The sequence below is a fragment of the Streptomyces sp. NPDC087844 genome (assembly GCF_044742785.1).
Lineage (GTDB): Bacteria > Actinomycetota > Actinomycetes > Streptomycetales > Streptomycetaceae > Streptomyces.
In genome coordinates, this window is the sequence record NZ_JBIUVD010000023.1 from 16,846 (window position 1) to 39,541 (window position 22,696).

The 22,696-nt window shown below is 70.2% G+C and carries 14 protein-coding genes; 8 read left to right on the forward strand and 6 right to left on the reverse strand.

What is annotated here, in order from left to right; translation table 11 throughout:
• The first annotated feature begins 126 nt into the window (after positions 1-126).
• Positions 127-2,970 carry a preprotein translocase subunit SecA gene (gene secA, locus ACIOKD_RS33615; RefSeq protein ID WP_402091592.1) on the forward strand — a complete coding sequence of 948 codons (2,844 nt, stop codon included), beginning with the start codon at positions 127-129 and terminating at the stop codon, positions 2,968-2,970.
• Positions 2,971-3,459: 489 nt separating this feature from the next.
• Here secA and ACIOKD_RS33620 read toward each other — a convergent pair whose 3' ends face one another.
• Complete coding sequence (locus tag ACIOKD_RS33620; protein ID WP_402091593.1) at positions 3,460-3,960, reverse strand: Rv3235 family protein; 501 nt, start codon at positions 3,958-3,960, stop codon at positions 3,460-3,462.
• Between the two features lie 337 nt (positions 3,961-4,297).
• On the opposite strand from ACIOKD_RS33620, the gene ACIOKD_RS33625 reads away from it, so the two are divergent.
• From ACIOKD_RS33625 to ACIOKD_RS33645, 5 genes are all read left to right on the forward strand, one after another.
• Positions 4,298-4,813: a DUF6912 family protein gene (locus tag ACIOKD_RS33625; protein WP_402091594.1), complete on the forward strand. Its 516-nt coding sequence runs from the start codon at positions 4,298-4,300 to the stop codon at positions 4,811-4,813.
• A gap of 96 nt (positions 4,814-4,909) precedes the next feature.
• Positions 4,910-5,575 (forward strand): HAD family hydrolase, encoded by a 666-nt coding sequence (locus ACIOKD_RS33630; RefSeq protein WP_402091595.1) that lies wholly within the window; start codon positions 4,910-4,912, stop codon positions 5,573-5,575.
• Between the two features lie 546 nt (positions 5,576-6,121).
• Positions 6,122-11,059: an NAD-glutamate dehydrogenase gene (locus ACIOKD_RS33635; RefSeq protein WP_402091597.1), complete on the forward strand. Its 4,938-nt coding sequence runs from the start codon at positions 6,122-6,124 to the stop codon at positions 11,057-11,059.
• 375 nt (positions 11,060-11,434) lie between these two features.
• Complete coding sequence (locus ACIOKD_RS33640) at positions 11,435-14,332, forward strand: CDP-glycerol glycerophosphotransferase family protein (RefSeq protein WP_402091599.1); 2,898 nt, start codon at positions 11,435-11,437, stop codon at positions 14,330-14,332.
• Positions 14,329-15,468: a glycosyltransferase gene (locus ACIOKD_RS33645; protein ID WP_402091601.1), complete on the forward strand. Its 1,140-nt coding sequence runs from the start codon at positions 14,329-14,331 to the stop codon at positions 15,466-15,468. Before ACIOKD_RS33640 ends, ACIOKD_RS33645 begins: the two co-directional genes overlap by 4 nt.
• Before the next feature lie 40 nt (positions 15,469-15,508).
• On the opposite strand, the gene ACIOKD_RS33650 is transcribed toward ACIOKD_RS33645, so the two are convergent.
• Both ACIOKD_RS33650 and ACIOKD_RS33655 read right to left on the reverse strand, forming a co-directional pair.
• Complete coding sequence (locus tag ACIOKD_RS33650) at positions 15,509-16,342, reverse strand: ABC transporter ATP-binding protein (protein ID WP_402091603.1); 834 nt, start codon at positions 16,340-16,342, stop codon at positions 15,509-15,511.
• On the reverse strand, positions 16,335-17,267 hold the full coding sequence (locus tag ACIOKD_RS33655; protein WP_402091604.1) for an ABC transporter permease: 933 nt from the start codon (positions 17,265-17,267) through the stop codon (positions 16,335-16,337). The genes ACIOKD_RS33650 and ACIOKD_RS33655 overlap by 8 nt, the downstream gene beginning before the upstream one ends.
• Before the next feature lie 186 nt (positions 17,268-17,453).
• On the opposite strand from ACIOKD_RS33655, the gene ACIOKD_RS33660 reads away from it, so the two are divergent.
• Positions 17,454-18,116 carry a TetR/AcrR family transcriptional regulator gene (locus ACIOKD_RS33660; RefSeq protein WP_402091606.1) on the forward strand — a complete coding sequence of 221 codons (663 nt, stop codon included), beginning with the start codon at positions 17,454-17,456 and terminating at the stop codon, positions 18,114-18,116.
• Between the two features lie 152 nt (positions 18,117-18,268).
• Positions 18,269-18,490 (forward strand): hypothetical protein, encoded by a 222-nt coding sequence (locus ACIOKD_RS33665; protein WP_055517933.1) that lies wholly within the window; start codon positions 18,269-18,271, stop codon positions 18,488-18,490.
• 93 nt (positions 18,491-18,583) lie between these two features.
• On the opposite strand, the gene galE is transcribed toward ACIOKD_RS33665, so the two are convergent.
• From galE to ACIOKD_RS33680, 3 genes are all read right to left on the reverse strand, one after another.
• Positions 18,584-19,579, reverse strand: coding sequence for a UDP-glucose 4-epimerase GalE (galE, locus tag ACIOKD_RS33670; RefSeq protein WP_402091608.1), 996 nt, complete (start codon positions 19,577-19,579; stop codon positions 18,584-18,586).
• A gap of 83 nt (positions 19,580-19,662) precedes the next feature.
• Entirely contained in the window at positions 19,663-21,357 is a 1,695-nt protein-coding gene (locus ACIOKD_RS33675; RefSeq protein WP_402091609.1) for a glycosyltransferase family 2 protein, read from the reverse strand.
• A gap of 35 nt (positions 21,358-21,392) precedes the next feature.
• Positions 21,393-22,649, reverse strand: coding sequence for a glycosyltransferase 87 family protein (locus ACIOKD_RS33680; protein WP_402091611.1), 1,257 nt, complete (start codon positions 22,647-22,649; stop codon positions 21,393-21,395).
• Between the last annotated feature and the right edge of the window lie 47 nt (positions 22,650-22,696).

Below are 22,696 nucleotides of genomic sequence, written 5' to 3' on the forward strand. Positions count from 1 at the left end.
GCTGTCATATGCAGACCTCCCTGTGCGGTGGGGTCCTCGCTTACGATGGCCGTTGCTCAAGCTGTGATTTGAATCTGCCATTGAAACCGACAGTCCCAGGCCCGACCGGCAAGGAGACAAACCCTCGTGTCCGTCCTCTCGAAGATCATGCGTGCAGGCGAAGGAAAGATCCTGCGCAAGCTGCACCGCATCGCGGACCAGGTCAAGTCCATCGAAGAGGACTTCGTCGACCTCTCCGACGCCGAGCTGCGAGCCCTGACCGATGAGTACAAGCAGCGGTACACGGACGGCGAGACCCTCGACGACCTGCTGCCGGAGGCGTACGCGACCGTCCGCGAGGCAGCCAAGCGCGCCCTCGGCCAGCGTCCCTACGACGTGCAGATCATGGGCGGCGCCGCGCTTCACCTCGGCTACGTCGCCGAGATGAAGACCGGTGAGGGCAAGACTCTGGTCGGCACGCTGCCCGCGTATCTGAACGCCCTCTCCGGAGAAGGCGTCCACCTCATCACCGTCAACGACTACCTGGCCGAGCGCGACTCCGAGATGATGGGCCGCGTCCACAAGTTCCTGGGCCTGAGCGTCGGCTGCATCCTGGCCAACATGACGCCGACCCAGCGCCGCGAGCAGTACGCGTGCGACATCACGTACGGCACGAACAACGAGTTCGGCTTCGACTACCTGCGCGACAACATGGCGTGGTCGCAGGACGAACTGGTGCAGCGCGGCCACAACTTCGCGATCGTCGACGAGGTCGACTCGATCCTGGTCGACGAGGCCCGTACGCCGCTGATCATCTCCGGCCCCGCCGACCAGGCCACCAAGTGGTACGGCGACTTCGCGAAGCTCGTCACGCGCCTGAAGAAGGGCGAGGCGGGCAACACCCTCAAGGGCATCGAGGAGACCGGCGACTACGAGATCGACGAGAAGAAGCGCACCGTCGCCATCCACGAGCCCGGCGTCGCCAAGGTCGAGGACTGGCTGGGCATCGACAACCTCTACGAGTCGGTGAACACGCCGCTGGTGGGCTACTTGAACAACGCCATCAAGGCCAAGGAGCTCTTCAAGAAGGACAAGGACTACGTCGTCATCGACGGCGAAGTCATGATCGTCGACGAGCACACCGGCCGTATCCTCGCCGGCCGCCGTTACAACGAGGGCATGCACCAGGCGATCGAGGCGAAGGAAGGGGTGGACATCAAGGACGAGAACCAGACCCTCGCCACGATCACCCTGCAGAACTTCTTCCGCCTCTACAAGAGGCACGACCAGAGCGGCAAGGAAGTTCCCGGCCTCTCCGGCATGACCGGTACGGCGATGACCGAGGCGGCCGAGTTCCACCAGATCTACAAGCTCGGTGTCGTCCCGATCCCGACCAACCGGCCGATGGTCCGCAACGACCAGTCCGACCTGATCTACCGCACCGAGGTGGCGAAGTTCGAGGCGGTCGTCGACGACATCGCCGAGAAGCACGAGAAGGGGCAGCCGATCCTCGTCGGCACCACCTCGGTCGAGAAGTCCGAGTACCTCTCGCAGCAGCTCAGCAAGCGCGGCATCCAGCACGAGGTGCTGAACGCCAAGCAGCACGACCGTGAGGCCCCGATCATCGCCCAGGCCGGTCGCAGGGGCGCCGTCACCGTCGCCACGAACATGGCAGGCCGCGGTACGGACATCAAGCTCGGCGGCAACCCCGACGACCTCGCCGAGGCGGAGCTGCGTCAGCGCGGCCTCGACCCCGAGGAGCACATCGAGGAGTGGGCCGCGGCGCTGCCGGCCGCCCTGGAGCGGGCCGAGAAGGCCGTCCAGACCGAGTTCGAAGAGGTCAAGGACCTCGGCGGGCTCTATGTGCTGGGCACCGAGCGGCACGAGTCGCGCCGTATCGACAACCAGCTGCGCGGTCGTTCCGGCCGTCAGGGCGACCCGGGCGAGTCCCGCTTCTACCTGTCCCTCGGCGACGACCTGATGCGGCTCTTCAAGGCGCAGATGGTCGAGCGCGTCATGTCGATGGCCAACGTGCCGGACGACGTGCCGATCGAGAACAAGATGGTCACCCGTGCCATCGCCTCCGCCCAGTCGCAGGTCGAGACGCAGAACTTCGAGACCCGCAAGAACGTCCTCAAGTACGACGAGGTCCTCAACCGGCAGCGCGAGGTCATCTACGGCGAGCGCCGCCGCGTCCTGGAGGGCGAGGACCTGCAGGAGCAGATCCAGCACTTCATGAACGACACGATCGACGCGTACATCGACGCGGAGACCGCGGAGGGCTTCGCCGAGGAGTGGGACGTCGACCGGCTGTGGGGCGCGTTCAAGCAGCTCTACCCGGTGAAGGTCACCGTCGAGGAGCTGGAGGAGGCGGCCGGCGACCGGGCCGGTCTGACCGCCGAGTTCATCTCGGAGTCCATCAAGGACGACATCTACGAGCAGTACTCGGCCCGCGAGGAGCAGCTCGGCTCCGAGATCATGCGTGAGCTGGAGCGGCGGGTCGTGCTGTCGGTCCTGGACCGCAAGTGGCGTGAGCACCTCTACGAGATGGACTATCTCCAGGAGGGCATCGGCCTGCGCGCGATGGCCCAGAAGGACCCGCTGGTCGAGTACCAGCGCGAGGGCTTCGACATGTTCACCGCCATGATGGACGGCATCAAGGAGGAGTCCGTCGGCTACCTGTTCAACCTGGAGGTCCAGGTCGAGCAGCAGGTCGAGGAGGTTCCGGTCGAGGACGCGAAGCCGTCGCTGGACAAGAAGGACGCGGTTCCCGCCGGTGCGGGTGCCCGTCCGGAGATCCGCGCCAAGGGGCTCGACGCTCCGCAGCGGCCGGACCGGCTGCACTTCTCCGCGCCGACGGTCGACGGTGAGGGTGGTGTCGTCGAGGGCGACTTCGCCACGGACGACGAGCCGGTGCGGTCGGAGTCGGACGGGCTTACTCGGGCTGAGCGGCGCAAGCAGCAGAAGGGCAGTCGGCGCCGTAAGAAGTGACGGTTCGCTCTGCGGGGTCGCTGCGTCGGCGGTTCAGGGGTCGGGTGCCTTCTGGGTACCCGGCCCTTCGCGTTGCGCCTCGGCGGTCGTGAGCCCCCTGGCGCCCGCCCGCCCGCGCGCCGGCCGGCCCGTGGGCCTTGGGCCTTGGCCTTCCGGCCGGACGGGAAGGGGGTGGTGGGCGGGTGTGTGGTGGGTGCGGGTGGGTGAGGGCTGGTTGCGCCGTTCCCCGCGCCCCTGAGGGGTGGGGTGCGCCGGGCCTTGGAGGCTCCTGGAGGCTCCAGGAGGGTGCTGGGCGGATGGTGGGCGGACGTTGGAGGGTGCGGCTCGGTGAGGGCTGGCCGCGCAGTTCCCCGCGCCCCTGACGGGGCGCCAGGTGTGCGCGGGGATACCCGCGTTCCTGACGGGGCGCCAGGTGTGCGCGTGGGTGCTCGCGTCCCTGACGGGGTTGAGGAGGTGCGGGGAACTGTTTCGGGTGTGGGTGGGTGTGGGTCAGTCGTCGGTCGGGTGGGGCATGCGGGTGCCGCCGAGTTCTACCGCTGTGCAGCGCCAGCGGAGGTCCTGGCCCTGTTCCAGGCGGAAGGCCATGGCGCGTAGCTGGTCGCCGGCGCCGATGCGGGCGAAGGCCTCGACGGCGTCCGGGCGGGCGACGTAGTAACCGATGTCCCGGACGAACGGGCGGGTGCCGCGGGTACGGAGCGGGCTGTGTTCGGCGAGCCAGGCCAGTTCGTCGTAGGCGCGGCCCGCGGTGTGCCGGAGCATGCAGTGGACCGGCCGCCGCCCGCTCAGCACCTCGACGAGCCGGTCGGCGAAGACATCGGTGGGGCGGGGCTGCGGGGGCGTGGAGGAGCCCGTCCTGGCCCGTGGGGTGCGGGTGCCCGGGGCACCCCTCGGCGTCGTGCGCGGGGTGGCGCTGCCCGGGCGGCGCGTGTCGTGGCGGACGGGGGGTCGGCTGCCCTGGGTGTGCCTCGTCCTGGTCATCACCTTGTTCACGGCGGAACCCCATTCGGTCGGACCGGTTGATACCGGTCGGTAACTTTCCGTTGGGGATCTTGTACGGGGCCGGGGCGAGCGGCCGCAAGCGGGCCGGGCGGGCGCCGGAACCGGCGGAATGTTCACCTATCAGGGGGACGGGAGAGGGCAGCGGGCTTGGGAGGCCTGGGGCGTACCGGGTGACGGGCGGGACGGTGGTGGACGCCCGGGCAGGGTGGGTGCGAACTCGAAAGGGGACACCCGCACGTATCCTGAGGACCTTCCAGGAGATGCGGGGCCCGCCCACGAAACCCCCGCGCGTGTCCCCACGGAACCACGTCTACGAAAGCGGTCAGCCATGCGTGTGTACGTCCCTGTGACCCTCTCCGGTCTCGCCGAGGCGTACAAGACGGGTGAGCTCGGCTCGGGACCCTTCGTCGCGTACGCCGTCACGCCCGCGCTGCGCGAGTGGTACCTCTCCGACGACATCGAGGAACTGGAGTACGCGGCGCTGAACCGGGCCGCGCTCGCCTCCCTGCGGCTGGTCGCGCTCGATCCCGATGCCCCCCGCCGGCGGGTCGTCGTCGCCGTCGACGTGCCGGACGGGGCCGCGGTCGCCGATCCCGGCCCGGGGGCCGACCCCGCGTCCCTCGGCGAGCTGACGGTCGCCGCGGCCGTGGCGCTGGCCAGGGCGGCGGCCGTACACGTCGACTCGGACGACGCGGAGGCGGAGGTAGCGGCGGCCGCGGACGCGCTGGGCGCGGCGGACCGGGGCGACGACGACGCGCAGTTCGTCGTGGACGGGGCAGCGGACCACGAGCTGCTGTGGTTCGCCACGCAGGAGATTCCGAACCTGGTGGGGCCCGGCGGCTGAAGCACTCCGGGGGGCGTGTTTCGCTCAGCAGGCGCTCTCGCAGCGCTCTCGAAGCGCATATGGGGCTTTGTCAGTGGTGCCGGGTACTTTTTGGATATGGGGATGCGCGGAGCGACACACATCGTCTGGGACTGGAACGGGACCCTGTTCCACGACAACAGGGCAATCATCGGCGCGACGAACGCGGCGTTCGCGGAGTTGGGCATACCGGCGATCACGCTGGAGCGGTACCGGGAGCTGTACTGCGTGCCCGTGCCGAAGTTCTACGAGCGGCTGATCGGGCGGCTGCCGACGGACGAGGAGTGGGAGGTCATGGATGCGATCTTCCACAGGTACTACCTGGAGCACCGGGTGGGGTGCGAACTCACCGACGGAGTGCCCGGGCTGCTCGCGGGGTGGGTGTCGGCCGGGCGGAGCCAGTCGATCCTGAGCATGTACGGGCACGAGGAACTGGTGCCGCTGGTGCGCGGGTTCGGTATCGAGCCCCATTTCCTGCGGGTCGACGGACGGACCGGGCCGTCCGGCGGCAGCAAGGCCGAGCACATGGTGCGGCATCTGAGAGCCCTGACGGGCGTGGACCCCGCTCGTACGGTGGTGATCGGGGACGCGGCGGACGACGCGATCGCGGCGCGGCACGTGGGGGCGAAGGCGGTGCTGTACACCGGGGGGTCGCACAGCCGGGCCAGCCTTGAGGGGGTGGGGGTGCCGGTGGTGGACACGCTCGCCGAAGCGGTGACTCTGGCCGAGTGGTTGGCGGCGTGAGTGTGTCCGGGCCTCGCTCTGAACCTACTTGAGCCCTGCGGCGCGGGACGCGGGCCATCGGGTGACGGTCGGGAGCAGGGAGCAGGGAGCAGGGAGGCGGGTGCGGGTCCGCTGTGGCTGGTCGCGCAGTTCCCCGCGCCCCTTCGGAGGCACGTCTCACCGTGTAGCGAACTGTGCAAAGTGTCAAAAAGGTGATCCCTCTTTTGTACGCATACGGCTCATGACGAGGCCCCCCGCAGGAGCGATAGCCTGTGCACGTGATCAGCGCGATACGTCGCGGGGGCATCGTCGCCCCTGCCCTGCGCCCGGACCGCACGGACGACATCCGTGACCGGGCGATCGCTGGTCCCCGCGAGCGGGCAGCCGCGGAACAGGCACCGAGATCAGGGTCACACCCTCCGGTGCCGCCGAATATGGCCGATAACGCCCCGCTCATCTCTCATCGCGGCATAGCGTCGGATCAGACCGGACACCCCGCGTCGCGGCGCTACGTCACTTCACGTTCTACGACGTCACGCAACGGCGCGCGACAGGAGCCAGAGGACAATGCAGACCAAGCTGGACGAAGCCAAGGCCGAGCTGCTCGAACGAGCCGCCCGGGTTGCTGAGAACAGCCCGGTCGGGGGGAATCTTCACCTGCCGACCGGGAAGACGGGCGCGAGCGCTCCCGACCAGGACACTTTGCTCGCGTTCCTCCAGCGCTACTACCTGCACACCGCCCCGGAGGACCTCGACGACCGCGACCCGGTCGATGTCTTCGGAGCCGCCTTCTCGCACTACCGGCTGGCCGAGAAGCGCCCCCAGGGCACGGCGAACGTCAGGGTCCACACCCCGACCGTCGAGGAGAACGGCTGGACCTGCAGCCACTCCGTCGTCGAGGTCGTCACCGACGACATGCCCTTCCTCGTCGACTCGGTGACCAACGAGCTGTCCCGGCAGGGCCGCGGGATCCATGTCGTCATCCACCCGCAGTTCGTCGTGCGGCGCGACCTCACCGGCAAGCTCATCGAGGTCCTCAGGACCCGCCCCACCGGCGATCTCCCGCACGACGCCTCGATCGAGTCCTGGATCCACGTCGAGATCGACCGCGAGACCGACCGCGCCGATCTCAAGCAGATCACCGCCGACCTGCTGCGGGTCCTGTCCGACGCCCGTGAGGCCGTCGAGGACTGGGAGAAGATGCGCGACTCCGCGCTGCGGATCGCCGAGGAACTGCCCAAGGAGCCCACCGCCGACGATCTGCGCGACCAGGAGGTGGAGGAGGCACGCGAACTGCTGCGCTGGCTCGCGGACGACCACTTCACCTTCCTGGGATACCGCGAGTACGAACTGCACGACGACGACTCGCTGGCCGCCGTCCCCGGGACCGGGCTCGGCGTCCTGCGCTCCGACCCGCAGCAGGGGGAGGACGAGAGCCACCCGGTCAGCCCGTCCTTCGAGCGGCTGCCCGCCGACGCCCGCGCGAAGGCCCGTGAGCACAAGCTCCTCGTCCTGACGAAGGCGAACAGCCGCGCCACCGTGCACCGGCCGTCCTACCTGGACTACGTCGGCGTGAAGAAGTTCGACGCCGACGGCAATGTCATCGGGGAGCGGCGCTTCCTGGGTCTGTTCTCCTCCGCCGCCTACACCGAGTCCGTGCGGCGTGTGCCCGTCGTCCGCCGCAAGGTGGCCGAGGTCCTGCGGGGCGCCGGCTTCTCGCCCAACAGCCACGACGGCCGCGACCTCCTCCAGATCCTGGAGACGTACCCGCGCGACGAGCTCTTCCAGACCCCGCCCGACGAACTGCGGGCGATCGTCACGTCCGTGCTGTACCTCCAGGAGCGGCGCCGGCTGCGGCTCTACCTGCGCCAGGACGAGTACGGGCGCTACTACTCGGCGCTCGTCTACCTCCCGCGCGACCGCTACACCACCGGCGTACGCCTGCGGATCATCGACATCCTCAAGGAGGAACTGGGCGGCACCAGCGTCGACTTCACCGCCTGGAACACCGAATCGATCCTCTCCCGGCTGCACTTCGTGGTCCGGGTCCCGCAGGGCACCGAGCTGCCGCAGCTCAGCGACGCCGACAAGGACCGCATCGAGGGGCGGCTCGTGGAGGCCGCCCGTTCCTGGGCCGACGGTTTCGCCGAGGCACTGAACGCCGAGTGCGGCGAGGAGCGCGCGGCCGAACTGCTGCGCCGGTACGGCAACATCATCCCCGAGGGCTACAAGGCCGACCACAACCCGCGCACCGCGGTCGCCGACCTGGTCCGCCTGGAGGAGCTCGGCGACGGCAAGGACTTCGACCTCAGCCTGTACGAGCCGGTCGGCGCCGCCCCCGGAGAGCGCCGCTTCAAGATCTACCGCATCGGCGAGTCGGTCTCCCTCTCCGCCGTCCTGCCGGTCCTCACCCAGCTCGGCGTCGAGGTCACCGACGAGCGGCCCTACGAACTGCGCTGCCAGGACCGCGCGTCCGCGTGGATCTACGACTTCGGTCTGCGGCTGCCCAAGTCGCTCGGCGGCAACGGCGACCACCTCGGCGACGACGCCCGCGAGCGGTTCCAGGAGGCCTTCGCGGCGACCTGGACCGGGCGCGCCGAGAACGACGGCTTCAACTCCCTCGTCCTGAGCGCCGGGCTGAACTGGCGGCAGGCGGTGGTGCTGCGCGCGTACGCCAAGTACCTGCGCCAGGCCGGCTCGAAGTTCAGTCAGGACTACATGGAGGACACCCTCCGCAGCAACGTCCACACCACCCGGCTGCTCGTCTCGCTCTTCGAGGCCCGTATGTCGCCGGACCGGCAGCGCGCGGGCACGGAGCTGACCGACGCCCTCCTGGAGGAGCTGGACGCCGCTCTCGACCAGGTGGCCAGCCTCGACGAGGACCGGATCCTCCGCTCCTTCCTCACCGTCATCAAGGCGACCCTGCGCACGAACTTCTTCCAGGAGGCGGGCGGCGGCGTACCGCACGACTACGTCTCCATGAAGTTCGACCCGCAGGCCATCCCGGACCTGCCCGCGCCGCGGCCGGCGTACGAGATCTGGGTGTACTCGCCGCGGGTCGAGGGCGTGCACCTGCGGTTCGGCAAGGTCGCGCGCGGCGGGCTGCGCTGGTCCGACCGGCGTGAGGACTTCCGCACCGAGATCCTCGGGCTCGTCAAGGCGCAGATGGTCAAGAACACCGTCATCGTGCCCGTCGGCGCCAAGGGCGGCTTCGTCGCCAAGCAGCTCCCCGACCCGGCGGCGGACCGCGACGCCTGGATGGCCGAGGGCGTCCGCAGCTACAAGACCTTCATCTCGGCGCTGCTCGACATCACCGACAACATGGTGGCCGGCGAGGTCGTACCGCCCGCCGACGTCGTACGGCACGACGGGGACGACACCTACCTCGTGGTCGCCGCCGACAAGGGCACGGCGACGTTCTCGGACATCGCCAACGGGGTGGCCGAGTCGTACAACTTCTGGCTCGGGGACGCCTTCGCCTCCGGCGGCTCGGCGGGCTACGACCACAAGAAGATGGGCATCACGGCCCGCGGCGCCTGGGAGTCCGTGGAGCGCCACTTCCGGGAGCTGGGCGTCGACACCCAGACCGAGGACTTCACGGTCGTCGGCGTGGGCGACATGAGCGGTGACGTCTTCGGCAACGGCATGCTGCTCTCCGAGCACATCCGCCTCGTCGCCGCCTTCGACCACCGGCACATCGTCATCGACCCGCGCCCGGACGCCGCGACCTCGTACGCCGAGCGCCGCCGCCTCTTCGAGCTGCCGCGCTCGTCCTGGGCCGACTACAACAAGGAACTGCTGTCGCAGGGCGGCGGCATCTTCCCCCGTACGGCCAAGGCCATCCAGCTCAACAGCCACATCCGGGAAGCTCTCGGCATCGAGGGCAACATCGGCAAGATGACCCCCGCCGACCTGATGCGGACCATCCTCGCGGCACCGGTGGACCTGCTGTGGAACGGCGGCATCGGTACGTATGTGAAGGCGTCCACCGAGACGCACGCGGACGTCGGCGACAAGGCCAACGACGCGATCCGCGTGGACGGGGCCGACCTGCGGGTCAAGGTCGTCGGCGAGGGCGGCAACCTCGGCCTCACCCAGCTCGGCCGCATCGAGTTCGCGCAGGCCGGCGGCAAGGTCAACACCGACGCCATCGACAACAGCGCGGGCGTGGACACCTCCGACCACGAGGTGAACATCAAGATCCTGCTCAACGCGGTCGTCCGGGACGGCGACATGACCGTCAAGCAGCGCAACAAGCTGCTCGCCACGATGACCGACGAGGTCGGCACACTGGTCCTGCGCAACAACTACGCGCAGAACACGGCACTCGCCAACGCGCTCGCCCAGTCGCCGAGCATGCTCCACGCCCAGCACCGCTACCTGCGGCACCTGGTGCGGGCCGGTCACCTCAACCGCGCGCTGGAGTTCATGCCCACCGAGCGGCAGATCCGGGAGCGCCTCAACACCGGGCACGGGCTGACCCAGCCGGAGACGGCCGTCCTCCTCGCCTACACGAAGATCACGGTCTCCGACGAGCTGCTGCACACGTCGCTGCCGGACGACGAGTACCTGCGGAGCCTGCTGCACGCGTACTTCCCGAGCGCCCTCGGCCGGCAGTTCGGCGAGCAGATCGACAACCACCCGCTGCGCCGCGAGATCGTCACGACCGTGCTGGTCAACGACACGGTCAACGCCGGTGGTACGAGCTTCCTGCACCGCCTGCGGGAGGAGACCGGGGCATCCCTTGAGGAGATCGTCAGGGCGCAGACCGCGGCCCGCGCGATCTTCAACTTCAGTTCCGTGTGGGACGCCGTCGAGGCGCTCGACAACACGGTCGACGCGGGGGTCCAGACCCGGATCCGGCTGCACTCGCGCCGACTCGTCGAGCGCGGCACGCGGTGGCTGCTCAACAACCGGCCGCAGCCGATCCAGCTCGCCGAGACGATCGGCTTCTTCCAGGAGCGGGTCACGCGGGTCTGGGGCGAGCTGCCCAACCTGCTGCGGGGCGCCGACCTGGAGTGGTACCAGCAGATCTACGACGAGCTGTCCGGTGCCGGGGTGCCCGACGAGCTGGCGCAGCGGGTGGCCGGGTTCTCGTCCGCCTTCCCGACGCTCGACATCGTCGCGGTGGGCGACCGCATGGGCAAGGACCCGATGGCCGTCGCGGAGGTCTACTACGACCTCGGTGACCGGCTGCGGATCACCCAGCTCATGGACCGGATCATCGAGCTGCCGAGGGCGGACCGGTGGCAGTCCATGGCTCGGGCGTCCATCCGCGAGGACCTGTACGCGGCGCATGCGGCGCTCACGGCGGATGTGCTCGCCGTGGGGAACGGGTCTGCCACGCCTGAGCAGCGGTTCAAGGCGTGGGAGGAGAAGAACGTGGCGATTCTTGCGCGGGCTCGGACGACGCTGGAGGAGATTCAGGGGTCCGAGTCCTTCGACCTGGCGAATCTGTCTGTGGCGATGAGGACCATGCGGACGATGTTGCGGACGCATTCGTAGCGGTTGCGGCGACCGCGGTCGTGTCGGGAGAGGGGCGCCCCTGCGGGTTGGGGGTGCTCCTCTTTTTTCCCGCCCCCGCCGCCCCTACCCTCCCCCACTCTCGGCTTCGCTCGACCGGGGGGACCCCCATCGTCCACGCATGGGGGCTGCGCCCCCTCGCCCCTTATCGCGCTGCGCGCTCGTCCTCAAACGCCGGACGGGCTGAAAGATGCCGTCTTTCAGCCCGTCCGGCGTTTGAGGACCGGGGGTTCGGGGGCTGGCCCCCGAGTACGTGACGGGAAGGGTAGGGGCGGCGGGGGCGGGAACAGCCCTGTGCGGCCCCGACCGGCCTAGCCCCTCTGCGGGGATCCCCAAGGGGCACTTAGGGTAAATAGGATGAACGAGGAATGCCCTGACATCTCCGTCGTCGTGATCGTCCACAACGACGAGGCCCGGCTGGACACAGCCGTCCGCTCCGTGCTGGAGCAGACGCTGCGCGGTGTCGAGGTCGTGATCGTCGACGACCGGAGCACGGACCGGTCGTACGAGGTCGCGCGGGGGCTGGCCGAGAGACACCCCGGACGCGTACGCGCCTTCCGGCTGGACGAGAACAGCGGAGGCTGCGGCGCGCCCCGCAACCACGGCATCACCCAGGCACGCGGAACGTACGTCCTCTTCCTCGACAGCGACGACGTACTGGAGCGCAACGCCTGCCGGAACATGCTGGAGGCGGCCGAGACGACCGGCGCCGATCTCGTCTCCGGGCTGTGCGTGCGGGTCCACGTCGACTCGCGGGGCGGCAAGGAGGTCAAGTGGTACCCCTGGCTGTACACCCGCACCCGCACCCTGGAGTCCGTCTCCGAGCTGCCCGACCTGCTGGTCTTCGACACCTTGTCGACCAACAAGTGCTACCGCCGGGAGTTCCTGGTCAGGGAAGGGCTCCGGTTTCCTGTCGGTATCCACTACGAGGACCTGCTCTTCTCCGCGCAGGCGTACGCGGCGGCCCGCAGGATCACCCTGATCCCGAACCGCGTCTACGACTGGAGGGTCGTCGACAAGGCCACGGCGAAGTCCATCAGCAACCGCCGCGCCGAGATCGCCAACTTCGCGCACCGCATGGAGATCCACCGGCGGGTCGACCGGCTGCTCGCCGACCGGGGGCTGTCGGAGCTCAAGTTCTCCAAGGACGTCAAGTTCCTCAAGCACGACCTGGTGCTGCATCTGCGTGACCTGCCGTTCCGGGACGCCTCCTACCGGGAGGAGTTCGCCGCCATCGCGCGCGGTTATCTGGAGTCCATCGACCGGGCCGCCTTCGACGAGGTCGAGCCCATCCAGGCCATCTGCGCCTATCTGCTGCGCGAGAGCGACTGGGACAACCTCCTGCCGGCCGTGGACACCCTCACCAACCGCGACAAGATCTCCTCGCCGCTCGTCGAGCGCGACGGCCGCGTCTACTGGTGCGCCGAGCACATCGACGGCAGCGGCGACACGGGCGACACCGGCGATGCAGCCTTCGCTCGGCACGTTCTCGACGTCACCGAACTCGGCTATCACACCAAACCCGTCGAGAAGATGTTCCTGCGCAACATCCTGACGGGGTACGAGAAGACCGCAGGTATCACCGGTACCGTCCGGCTCGCCGGGCGCATCACCAACCCCCTCGGTGTCGTCCCGCCCGGCGCGCGGCTCACCGGCGAGCTGGAGTTCGGCGCCCGCCGCAAGGGTGTGCGCTTCCAGACCTTCCGTTTCCCCGTCCGTACGCCGCGCCACGAGGGCGCGTCCATCGCCTGGGAGGCGTCGGTCGACCTCGCACACGGACTGCGGCCCCTCGGTGTCGTGGACGCCGTGTGGGACGTACGGCTGCGCCTCGGCGTCGACGGTGTGCGTACCACCACCCGCCTCACCGCCTCCGAACCCGGTCTGGCCGTCGGCCGGTCGCCGGTCCGGCCACGGCTCACCCGGCTGGTCGCCGGCCACATCGAGCCCGAGGTCTCCGCGCGCGGTCACCTGTCCTTCCGGGTCGTCACCCGCGAGAGGGTCGAGGCGCTCGTCGGGCGGGGGGCGCGGGGGACACCCGGCCGGCTCGTCAAGTCCGGGTACCGGAAGGCGAAGGGGGTACGGCGGAAGCTCACCTCCGGGGCCACCAAGATCCGCGTCTACCACGAGGTGTTCAGCCGGCTTCCCGTGAAGAAGGGCCTGGTGGTCTTCGAGAGCCATCTGGGCCGCCAGTACAGCGACAGCCCCAAGGCGCTCTACGAGGAGATGCGGCGCCAGGATCTCGACTTCGACGCCGTGTGGTCGTATGCGGGCCGCCCCGAGGGTTTCCCGTCCGACGCCACGCTCGTACGCCGCTGGTCGCTGCCCTATCTGGCGGCGCTGGCGCGGGCCGAGTTCTGGGTCGACAACCAGAGTTACCCGCTGAAACTCACCAAGCGGCCCCGGACCACGTACATCCAGACCTGGCACGGGTCGGCGCTCAAGCGGATGGGCTTCGACGAAGCGGAGTGGAAGCTCAGGACCCGGGACGCGCAGGAGGAGCAGCAACGCGTCCTCGACCGCTTCGACCGGTTCCTGATCCGCTCCGAGCACGACGTGCGCACCCTCGCCCGCGCGTTCCGCCTGAAGGAGCGCACGCTGCTGCGCGTGGGCTATCCCCGCAACGACGCGCTCGTGGCGGCCAGGGGGCGGGAGGAGGAGACCGGCCTGCGCGAACGCGGGCCGCTCGCCGCCGAGCTGGGCATCCCCGACGACAGGGCCGTCCTGCTGTACGCGCCCACCTTCCGGCAGCACGGCGACAAGCAGCGGCGGTTCGAGCTGCCCTTCGACGTGGAGCGGTTCGCCGACGAGTTCGGCGACCGGTATGTCCTGCTGGTGCGCTCGCACTACCTCAACCACGTCGTGCTCCCGCCGTCCGTGCGCGGGCGCGTCGTCGACGTGTCGGCCCACCACGACGTGACGCCGCTGCTCGCGCTCGCCGACGGCCTGATCACCGACTACTCGTCCGTGATGTTCGACTACGCGCTGCTGGGCCGGCCGATGTTCTTCTTCGCCCACGACTACGACGAGTACGTGCACGAGGGCCGCGGCACCTACTTCGACCTCCTCGAACGGGCGCCGGGCCCCGTCGTGCGCACCGAGGAGGAGCTGTATGTGGCTCTCGCCTCCCTCGACGAGCAGGTGGTCAAGTACCGGGAGGCGCGGGAGGGCTTCGTCGCGGAGTTCGGCGAGTACGACACGGGCACCGCCGCGCGGAGCATCGTCGACCAGTTCTTCTCCCAGTGGAGGCGCGCATGACCGCCGAGGCCGCCGATTCCGCCGAGGACGTCCCCGTGACCGCGGAGCCGCGGCGAGACGTCTTCTTCGTCTCCAACAGCGTCGACGAACTGGGCGGGGTGACCAGCTGGTCGCACGGGATGGCCCGGCTGTTCACCGATCGCGGCCACCGCGTCCACGTCGTCGGCATCACACCGCCCGAGGTCGCGCAGGAGCTCGGCGAGGTCCCCTACCCGACGACGACCCTGTACGCCGGACAGCCGCCGCGGCCCGGCCGGGCGCGCGAGGCGAGCATGCGCGAGAAGGCCGCCAGGCTCACCGCCCTCTTCCGGGCGGCGCGGCCCGGCGCGGTCGTGATCGTCACACAGGTGTGGGCCATGGAGTGGGTCGCCCAGGCCGATACACGCGGCCTGACCGTGATCGGGATGAGCCACGAGTCGTACGCGTACTCGAAGGCGTCCTCGCGCTTCCACCGGGTGCGCAGGCACTACCGGGACGTCGACCGCATGCTGGCGCTGACCCGCGAGGACGCCGACCTGTGGATCGGGCAGGGCATGAACAACGCCTCGTACATGCCGAATCCGCTGCCGTTCATGCCGGAGGTGCCGTCGGCGCGCACCGAGAACGTGGTCGTCAGCATCGGGCGGCTGCACGACCAGAAGGGCATCGACATGCTCCTCGACACCTGGGCGGAGGTCGCGCCGCGCCACCCCGACTGGCGGCTGCGGATCTACGGCTCGGGGGAGGACGAGGAGATCCTGAAGAAGCAGTGCGCGGCTCTCGGCCTCGACGGCTGTGTGGACTGGATGGGCCGTACGAGTGATGTGCCGGCGGCGCTGCGGGGCGGTTCCGTTTTCGCTCTGTCCTCCCGGGGCGAGGGGTTTCCGCTCGCGCTGATGGAGGCCATGGCGATGGGGGTGCCTTGTGCGGCCTTCGACTGCGCGCCGGGTGTGCGCGAGATCGTCCACGACGGTGAGGACGGGCTGCTTGCCGGCCTCGGCAACACCGGGGAGCTGGCTCGGCGGCTCGACACCCTGATGTCCGATCAGGGGCTACGGGACGCTATGGGCGATCGGGCCCGCGCGAACATTCAGCGGTACGCGCCGGGCGAGATCGTGCACAGGTGGGAGGACTTGTTCAGGTTCCTCGAACGCTGAGTCCGGCCGAGTCCGGCCGAGCCCGGCTGCTCCCTGCGGACTACCCCTTCCCCCCACCCCCGGTGAACTTCTCGTACTCCTTCAGTACTTCCTCCGTGGGGCCGTCCATCCGCAACTCCCCCCGCTCAAGCCACAGCACCCGGTCGCACGTGTCCCGGATCGACTTGTTGTTGTGGCTCACCAGGAAGACCGTGCCCGCACTCTTCCTCAGCTCCCGGATCCGGGATTCGGAGCGCTTCTGGAAGGAGCGGTCCCCCGTCGCGAGGGCCTCGTCGATCATCAGCACGTCGTGGTCCTTGGCGGCGGCGATGGAGAACCGCAGCCGCGCCGCCATCCCGGAGGAGTACGTCCGCATCGGCAGGGTGATGAAGTCGCCCTTCTCGTTGATCCCGGAGAAGTCGACGATCTCCTGGTACCGCTCGCGCACCTGCTCCCGGGACATACCCATCGCGAGCCCGCCCAGGTAGACGTTGCGTTCGCCGGTGAGGTCGTTCATCAGCGCGGCGTTGACGCCCAGCAGGGAGGGCTGGCCGTCCGTGTAGATGCGGCCGTGTTCGACGGGCAGCAGGCCGGCCACGGCCTTGAGCAGGGTGGACTTGCCCGACCCGTTCGTGCCGATCAGACCGATCGCCTCACCCCGGTACGCGGTGAAGGAGACGGACCTGACGGCGTGCACCTTGCGCACGCCCGACGCCTGCTCGGTCCTCTTCCCCCGCAGGATGCGGTTGAGCGCGGCGGTGGCGCTGCCCCGCCCCACCCCCGTGCCGTTGACCCGGTAGACGATGTCGACGCGGTCGGCGACGACGGTGGGGATCCGCCGGTCGGCTCCCGCAGTGCCTTCGGCCTTGTCGGTGATCACGCTCTGTTCAGCCACGGCCGTACGTCTCCTCAGCCTTCCAGAAGTAGATGAACCCGCCGACGCCGGCGAGCAGGGCCCAGCCGACCGCGAGTGCCCACACGTGGTGGGGCAGCCGGCTCGCGTGGAACGAGTCGATCAGTGCGAACCGCATGAGGTCGATGTAGACGGCGGCCGGGTTGCACCGCAGGGCGAGCAGCACGACGCGTGGCATGTCCGGGTGGCCGCTGAGCACCCGGTCGATGCTCCACATGACACCGGAGACGTACATCCAGGTCCGCAGCAGGAACGGCATCAGCTGGGCGATGTCCGGTGTCCTCGCGCCCAGCCGGGCCACGACCATCGCCACGCCCGCGTTGAACACGAACTGAAGTGCCAGCGTCGGCACGGTCAGCAGCCAGGACACGCCGACGGGCACGCCGAAGCAGAGCAGGATCACGACCAGCGCGGCCATCGAGAACAGCAGCTGCTGAAGCTGTTGCAGCGCGTACGACACCGGGAGCGCGGCCCGCGGGAAGTGCAGAGCGCGTACGAGGCCGAGGCTGCCGGAGATCGCGCGGGTGCCCGCCATGATCGAGCTCTGCGTGAACGTCCACACGAAGACGCCCGTGACCAGGAACGGCACATAGTCCGGCACGCCCCGGCTCGTGCCCATCAGGACACCGAAGATGAAGTAGTAGACCGCCGCGTTCAGCAGGGGTGTGGCCACCTGCCAGACCTGGCCGAGCTTCGCCTGGCTGTACTGGGCGGTGAGTCTGGCCGTCGCGAACGCGGTGATGAAGTGCCGGCGCGCCCACAACTGGCGGACGTACGCGGGCAGTGCGGGCCGTGCGCCGCTGACGGTGAGGCCGTAGCGGGCGGCGAGCGCCGCGGGGTCGTCGTCGGGCAGGGCCGGCGTCGAGGGCGGGGTCGCCGAGGGCGGTGTGTCGAGGACCTGACTCACATCCGCTGCTTTCACTCGGGGGAGGGGCGGAGAGGGAGGGGCGTTTTACCTGCGGTTGAGATGCGGTTGAGATGCGGTTGGAGACGGCTTTACGTCGGGACGGGACCGTATCGTCGTCACGTGAGAGTAGGCCGTTCCGACGTCGGGACGCAACCGTTTCGTCGTCACGCCTCTATGCTGCTCCGTATGACGACGAACGCCGACGGAGCAGCCCGGAGCCCTCAGCAGCCGCAGCAGTCGGAGTCCGAGCCGCCGCCGCGCCGCAGGGCTCCCGCCGGGGCGGCGGTGCTCCGGGAGGACGTCACGGAGGCGATCAGGGCCGCCGTCTTCGGGGAACTCGCGGCCGTCGGATACGCGCGCATGTCCATCGAGGGGATCGCGCGCCGTGCGGGCGTCGGCAAGACCGCGGTCTACCGCCGTTGGCGCTCCAAGCTGCACCTGGTGCTCGACCTGGTCTCCGCGATCGCCGTACAGGGGCTGCCCGCGCCCGACACGGGCACCCTGGAAGGCGATCTGCGCCTGCTGTACGAGGTCACCTCACGCGCCCTGCGTCACCCCGTGGCCTCGCAGGTCATCCCCGACCTCCAGGCCGAGGCGGCCCGCAACCCGGAGATCGCGGAGGCACTGCAGAAGGCCCTGCGCGAGGGGCAGGCGGGCGTCGCGAACGGCATCGTCGAGGCGGCCCGGGCGCGCGGTGAGATCAGTGCGGACATCGACGGCGAACTGGCTCTCGACCTGATGTCCGGACCGCTGTACTGGCGCGCGGTGGTGGTCCGTGGCGCAAAGCCGCCGAAGGGATATCTGGAGAGTCTGACCCGGGCCACGGCGGCGGCTCTCAGGGCGCTGTGAAGGACCGGAGACGGCCGTTCCACCTGCGGTTCGGCGGGGCCTGCCGCCCTGCTCCGGGCACCTCTCAGGGGGCGCCCGACCCCCGTAGCGGCCGGATCGTTGTCATCTACGCCTCACCCTCAAGCCCTCCGGGGGCGCATACTGGAAACACGATGACGAAGCCATCCGCGCCCCGGCGCCACCTGTCCACCAGTCCCTTCAAAGCTCCGGTTGTCCCGGTCGCCAAGCACTTCGCCCTGGGTGACCGTGTGACGCACGACCAGTTCGGCCTGGGCAGGATTGTCGGCGTCGAGGAGGGCATCGCGATGCTCGTCGACTTCGGCTCCCGCCAGGCCCGTATCGTCAGCCCCTACACCCGTATGGACAAGCTCTGACGGAGCCCGTCAGAGCACTCTCGCCGCGGCCCAGGACCACTTCCGGCCCGCGGCGAGTGCGTTGGGGAGCCGCGCGGCGGTGCGGTGCGGTTCCTAGCCTTGCCGTGCCTGCGGGTGGAGTGCCTGCGGGTGGAGCCGTAGCCAGCCCTCCCAGGCCGACGTGATCATGTCGTCGAGGTTGTATTTCGCCTTCCAGGCGAGCTCCGCGGCGACGCGGTCGGCGCAGGCGACGACCCGGGCCGGGTCGCCGGGCCGGCGGGGGGCCACCGTGGGGGCGAGTGTGTAGCCGGTGATCTCGTTGATGCGGTCGATCATCCGGCGGACCGAGACTCCCTCGCCGCGGCCGATGTCGAGGGTCAGAGCGGTGCCGGGAGCCGCGGCGAGACGTCCGGCCGCCGCCACATGGGCCTCCGCCAGGTCGACGACGTGGATGTAGTCGCGCACGCAGGTGCCGTCCGGGGTCGCGTAGTCGTCGCCGAAGATCCGCGGCGGCTCGCCCGCCGTGAGCTTCTCGAAGACCATCGGCACGATGTTGAAGACACCCACGTCGGCCAGTTCCGGTGTCGCCGCCCCCGCCACGTTGAAGTAGCGCAGACAGGCCGTCGACAGGCCGTGCGCGCGGCCCGTGGCACGCACCAGCCACTCCCCGGCGAGCTTGGTCTCCCCGTACGGGTTGATCGGCACACAGGGCGTCTCCTCGGTCACGAGGTCGACGTCGGGCATGCCGTACACCGCCGCCGAGGACGAGAACACGAAGGACGGCACCGCGGCGGCCGTGACCGCCTGCAGCAGCACGCGCAGCCCCTCGACGTTCTCGCGGTAGTAGTGCAGCGGCAGTTCCACCGACTCGCCCACCTGCTTCTTCGCCGCCAGGTGCACGACACCGGTGATCGCGTGGTCCTTCAGCGCCCGCGCGACCCGCTCCCCGTCCAGGGTCGAGCCGACGACGAGCGGGACTCCGTCCGGGACGCGCTCGGAGATCCCGGTGGACAGGTCGTCGTACACCACGGTCCGCTCGCCCGCCTCGGTCATCGCGCGGACGACGTGCGCCCCGATGTAGCCGGCGCCGCCGGTGATCAGCCAAGTCATCTACGGCCGTCCCCTCATGTGTCTTCATGTGTCTTCGGGTGCCCTCGGGTGTCCTTCTGCGTCCCTCATGGTGCGGATACGGATCAGTGAAGCAAACGCTTCAGCCTGCGGCCCAGCACGGCCGCCGTCCCCCGCAGGCCCGGCGCGATCCGCAGGGCGAGCGAGCCCGCGTGGGTCGCGTACGGCTGGACGAGCAGCACTCCGCACCGGGCGCTCGGTACGACCGCCCGGCGCAGCAGGCCCGGCCCCGTGCTCGCGTGCGCGGTGGTCTCGCGGGTCGTGCCGTCGTGGAAGCGCAGGCACAGCCGCAGGTCCCAGGTGCCGGAGCCGAGCGCCGCGAGGTCGGCCGACGCGTCGGCCGTCCAGGAGTCGACGCCGGAGTCGACGCCGGAGCCGTCGCAGGCCGGGCCGGGGTCGGGGCCGGGGCCGGGCTCGGTGTCGTCCGGACGGAAGCGCGCGGTGAGCGTGAGGCCCGTCCGCCCGTCCCGCCGGTTCACGAACTCGGCGTCCACGGTCGCCGGTGCGGCGTCCGCCATCCGCCCGTACAACTCGTGCAGGCGCAGTCGCAGCAGGGTGCCACGCGCGCGTGGCCGCAGTTCCGCGTCGACGGCCACGGGCAGGAGGCGTACGGGCCGGTGCAGGAGGTGTTCCAGGGTGACGTGGGGCAGGTCGGCCGACCAGACCGGCGTACCGTCCGGGGCCCGCGCGTACGGGGGCCGCAGCCGGGCCGGACGCGCCGCGACCTCCTTGACGCGGGTCAGGTCGCGCGGCTTCTCGCAGGCCAGCACCACCTGGGCGATCACCCTCCCCGGCGCCGGGGCCAGCGCGAAGTCGGCCGCGTCGAAGGTGGCGAGGTACGCGCGCGTGAGGGCCCACCACTCACGCCGGTACACGGGTCCGCGCAGATCCAGCTCGCGCACGTACATCCGCAGCGCGTGGTCGAGGAACCGCGCGCGGGACGCCCGGGCCAGCCGCTTCTCACCGGCGGCGAGGAGGATGTCGTACGCCAGGGCGTGGGCGGTGATCCTGGCCCGCCAGTTGTCGGCGCCCGACCTGTCCAGTGAGATCGACAGGCGTTCGGCGCCGCGGCGCACGTGCCAGACGTACACCGTGTCCGGGATCAGCGCGATGCGCGGACGGGCGGCGAGCACGCGCGCGGTGAAGACGAAGTCCTCGTAGGGGAAGCGCCCTTCGGGGAAGCGGATGCCGTGCTCGCGCAGGAAGTCGGTGCGGTACAACTTGTTGACGCACAGCGTGTCGTGGACCAGGCGGACGCGCCGCGACGGGCGGGTCACCAGGGCGGCCCCCGCGTACAGCTCGGGCTGCCAGCGGACCTCGCGGCCGGAGGGCAGTTCGCGGCGCACGCACAGGCCGGCGGCGACCTCGGTGCCGCGCCCGGTGGCCGCCGTCAGCAGGGCGTCCACCGCGCCGGGCGGCAGCACGTCGTCGCTGTCCAGGAACATCACGTACGGAGCCGTGGTGGCGTCGAGGCCGTCGTTGCGCGGGCTGCCGCAACCGCCGCTGTTGACCTCACGGCGGACGACCCTCAGCCGCGGCTCGTCCAGCGCGAGGCGGTCCAGGAGGTTCGCGCTGCCGTCCGACGAGCAGTCGTCCACGGCGATCACCTCACGGACCGCGGGCCCCTGCGCCAGGGCCGAGCGCACCGCGTCCCCCACATGGGCGGCGTCCTCGTATCCGATGACGACGACGCACACCCGCGCCCGGTGTGGCCGGGGGTCGGGAGGCGTGCCGGTTTCCTTGGTTCGTACGGCTTCCACGAGACGCAATAGTAGTCAATGCGGGCAATTTCCCCTTATGGGGCACCCGCTGTCTCATGAGGGCGGTGCCGGTCGGGTGCGGGGCGCGCCCCCGGGGCCCGGGGGCCGGCCGGCGGGTTCGTGGCCGTCCACAGGCGGCGGAAGGAGAGGCCGGCGGCCGTCACCAGCAGGCCGTTGCGGACGAGCATCAGCAGGGTGCCCGTCCAGGTGCAGGCCACGACGTCGTCGTACAGGACGGGGTACGCGAGAGCGCTGACCGCGGTGGCCGCCGCGACCAGCGCCGCGACCGGGCGCTGTGTGGTGTGCCGGGAGGTCAGACACACGGCGGCCAGCCCGATCAGCCACACCAGGTACTGGGGACTGATGACCCGGCTCGTCACCGTGAACAGGAGCACGGCGCCGAGCGCGGCGTCGTACGGGGTCGCCGGCGTCCAGTGCCGCGCGCGCAGCCGCCACAGCAGCAGGGCGCCGAAGGCGGCGACGGTGAGCGCGAGGGACGCCGCGGCGATCGAGGTGACGTACGGCCCGGTGAACTCCATCGCGCCGTACCGGTAGCCCACCCGCCCCGGCCATCCCGCGTGGTGTGCGAAGGACAGGACCGTGCCGCCGAGCGACTCGATCTGCACGCCCCGGCCGCTCTGCTGGTGCAGGAAGCCGAACGGATCGCGGAAGAGGGCGGCGAGCGTCAGCAGCAGCACGCCCGCGGTGACGGCCGCCGAGGTCCACGCCTCCTTCGTCGTACGGCCCCGGGGGGTGCCGATGAGCGTCAGCGCGGGCCACACCTTCACCAGGGCGCCCAGCGCGGCGAACGCGCCGCACGCACGCGTGGAGCGCGACAACGTCAGCAGGGAGATGACGGCGAAGGCGGTGACCTGCACGTCGTAGCGCGCGAGGGGGATGTGCAGGAGGAGCGGCAGGGCCGCCGTCCACAGTGCCGCGCCGCGCAGGCTGCGGCCGGGGCGGGTGCCCGCGCGCGTGAGGACGACGGCGACCAGGAGGTCGGTGGCCAGCGTGAGGGTCACGAACGCCTGGAAGTACGTCAGTCCCGGCAGCAGGCCGGGGGAGAGCAGGACGGGGCCCGCGCCCGGAGGGTACTGCCACAGCCGGTCGCCGGAGGGGAACGTGCCGGTGGCGAGGACGCCGTACCAGCGGGCGTACAACTCGTGCACCTCGCGTGCGACGCCACCGACGCCGAGGGGGGTGCGGCCGTCCTGGGCGAGCAGCCAGAGCATCAGGGCGCGGGTGGCCGACCAGGTCGCGGCGAGGGTCAGCAGCTTCTTCCAGGGAATCATCCGGGGGATCGTAAGCCGCAAGGCTGCTCATACCTGATGATGACGAG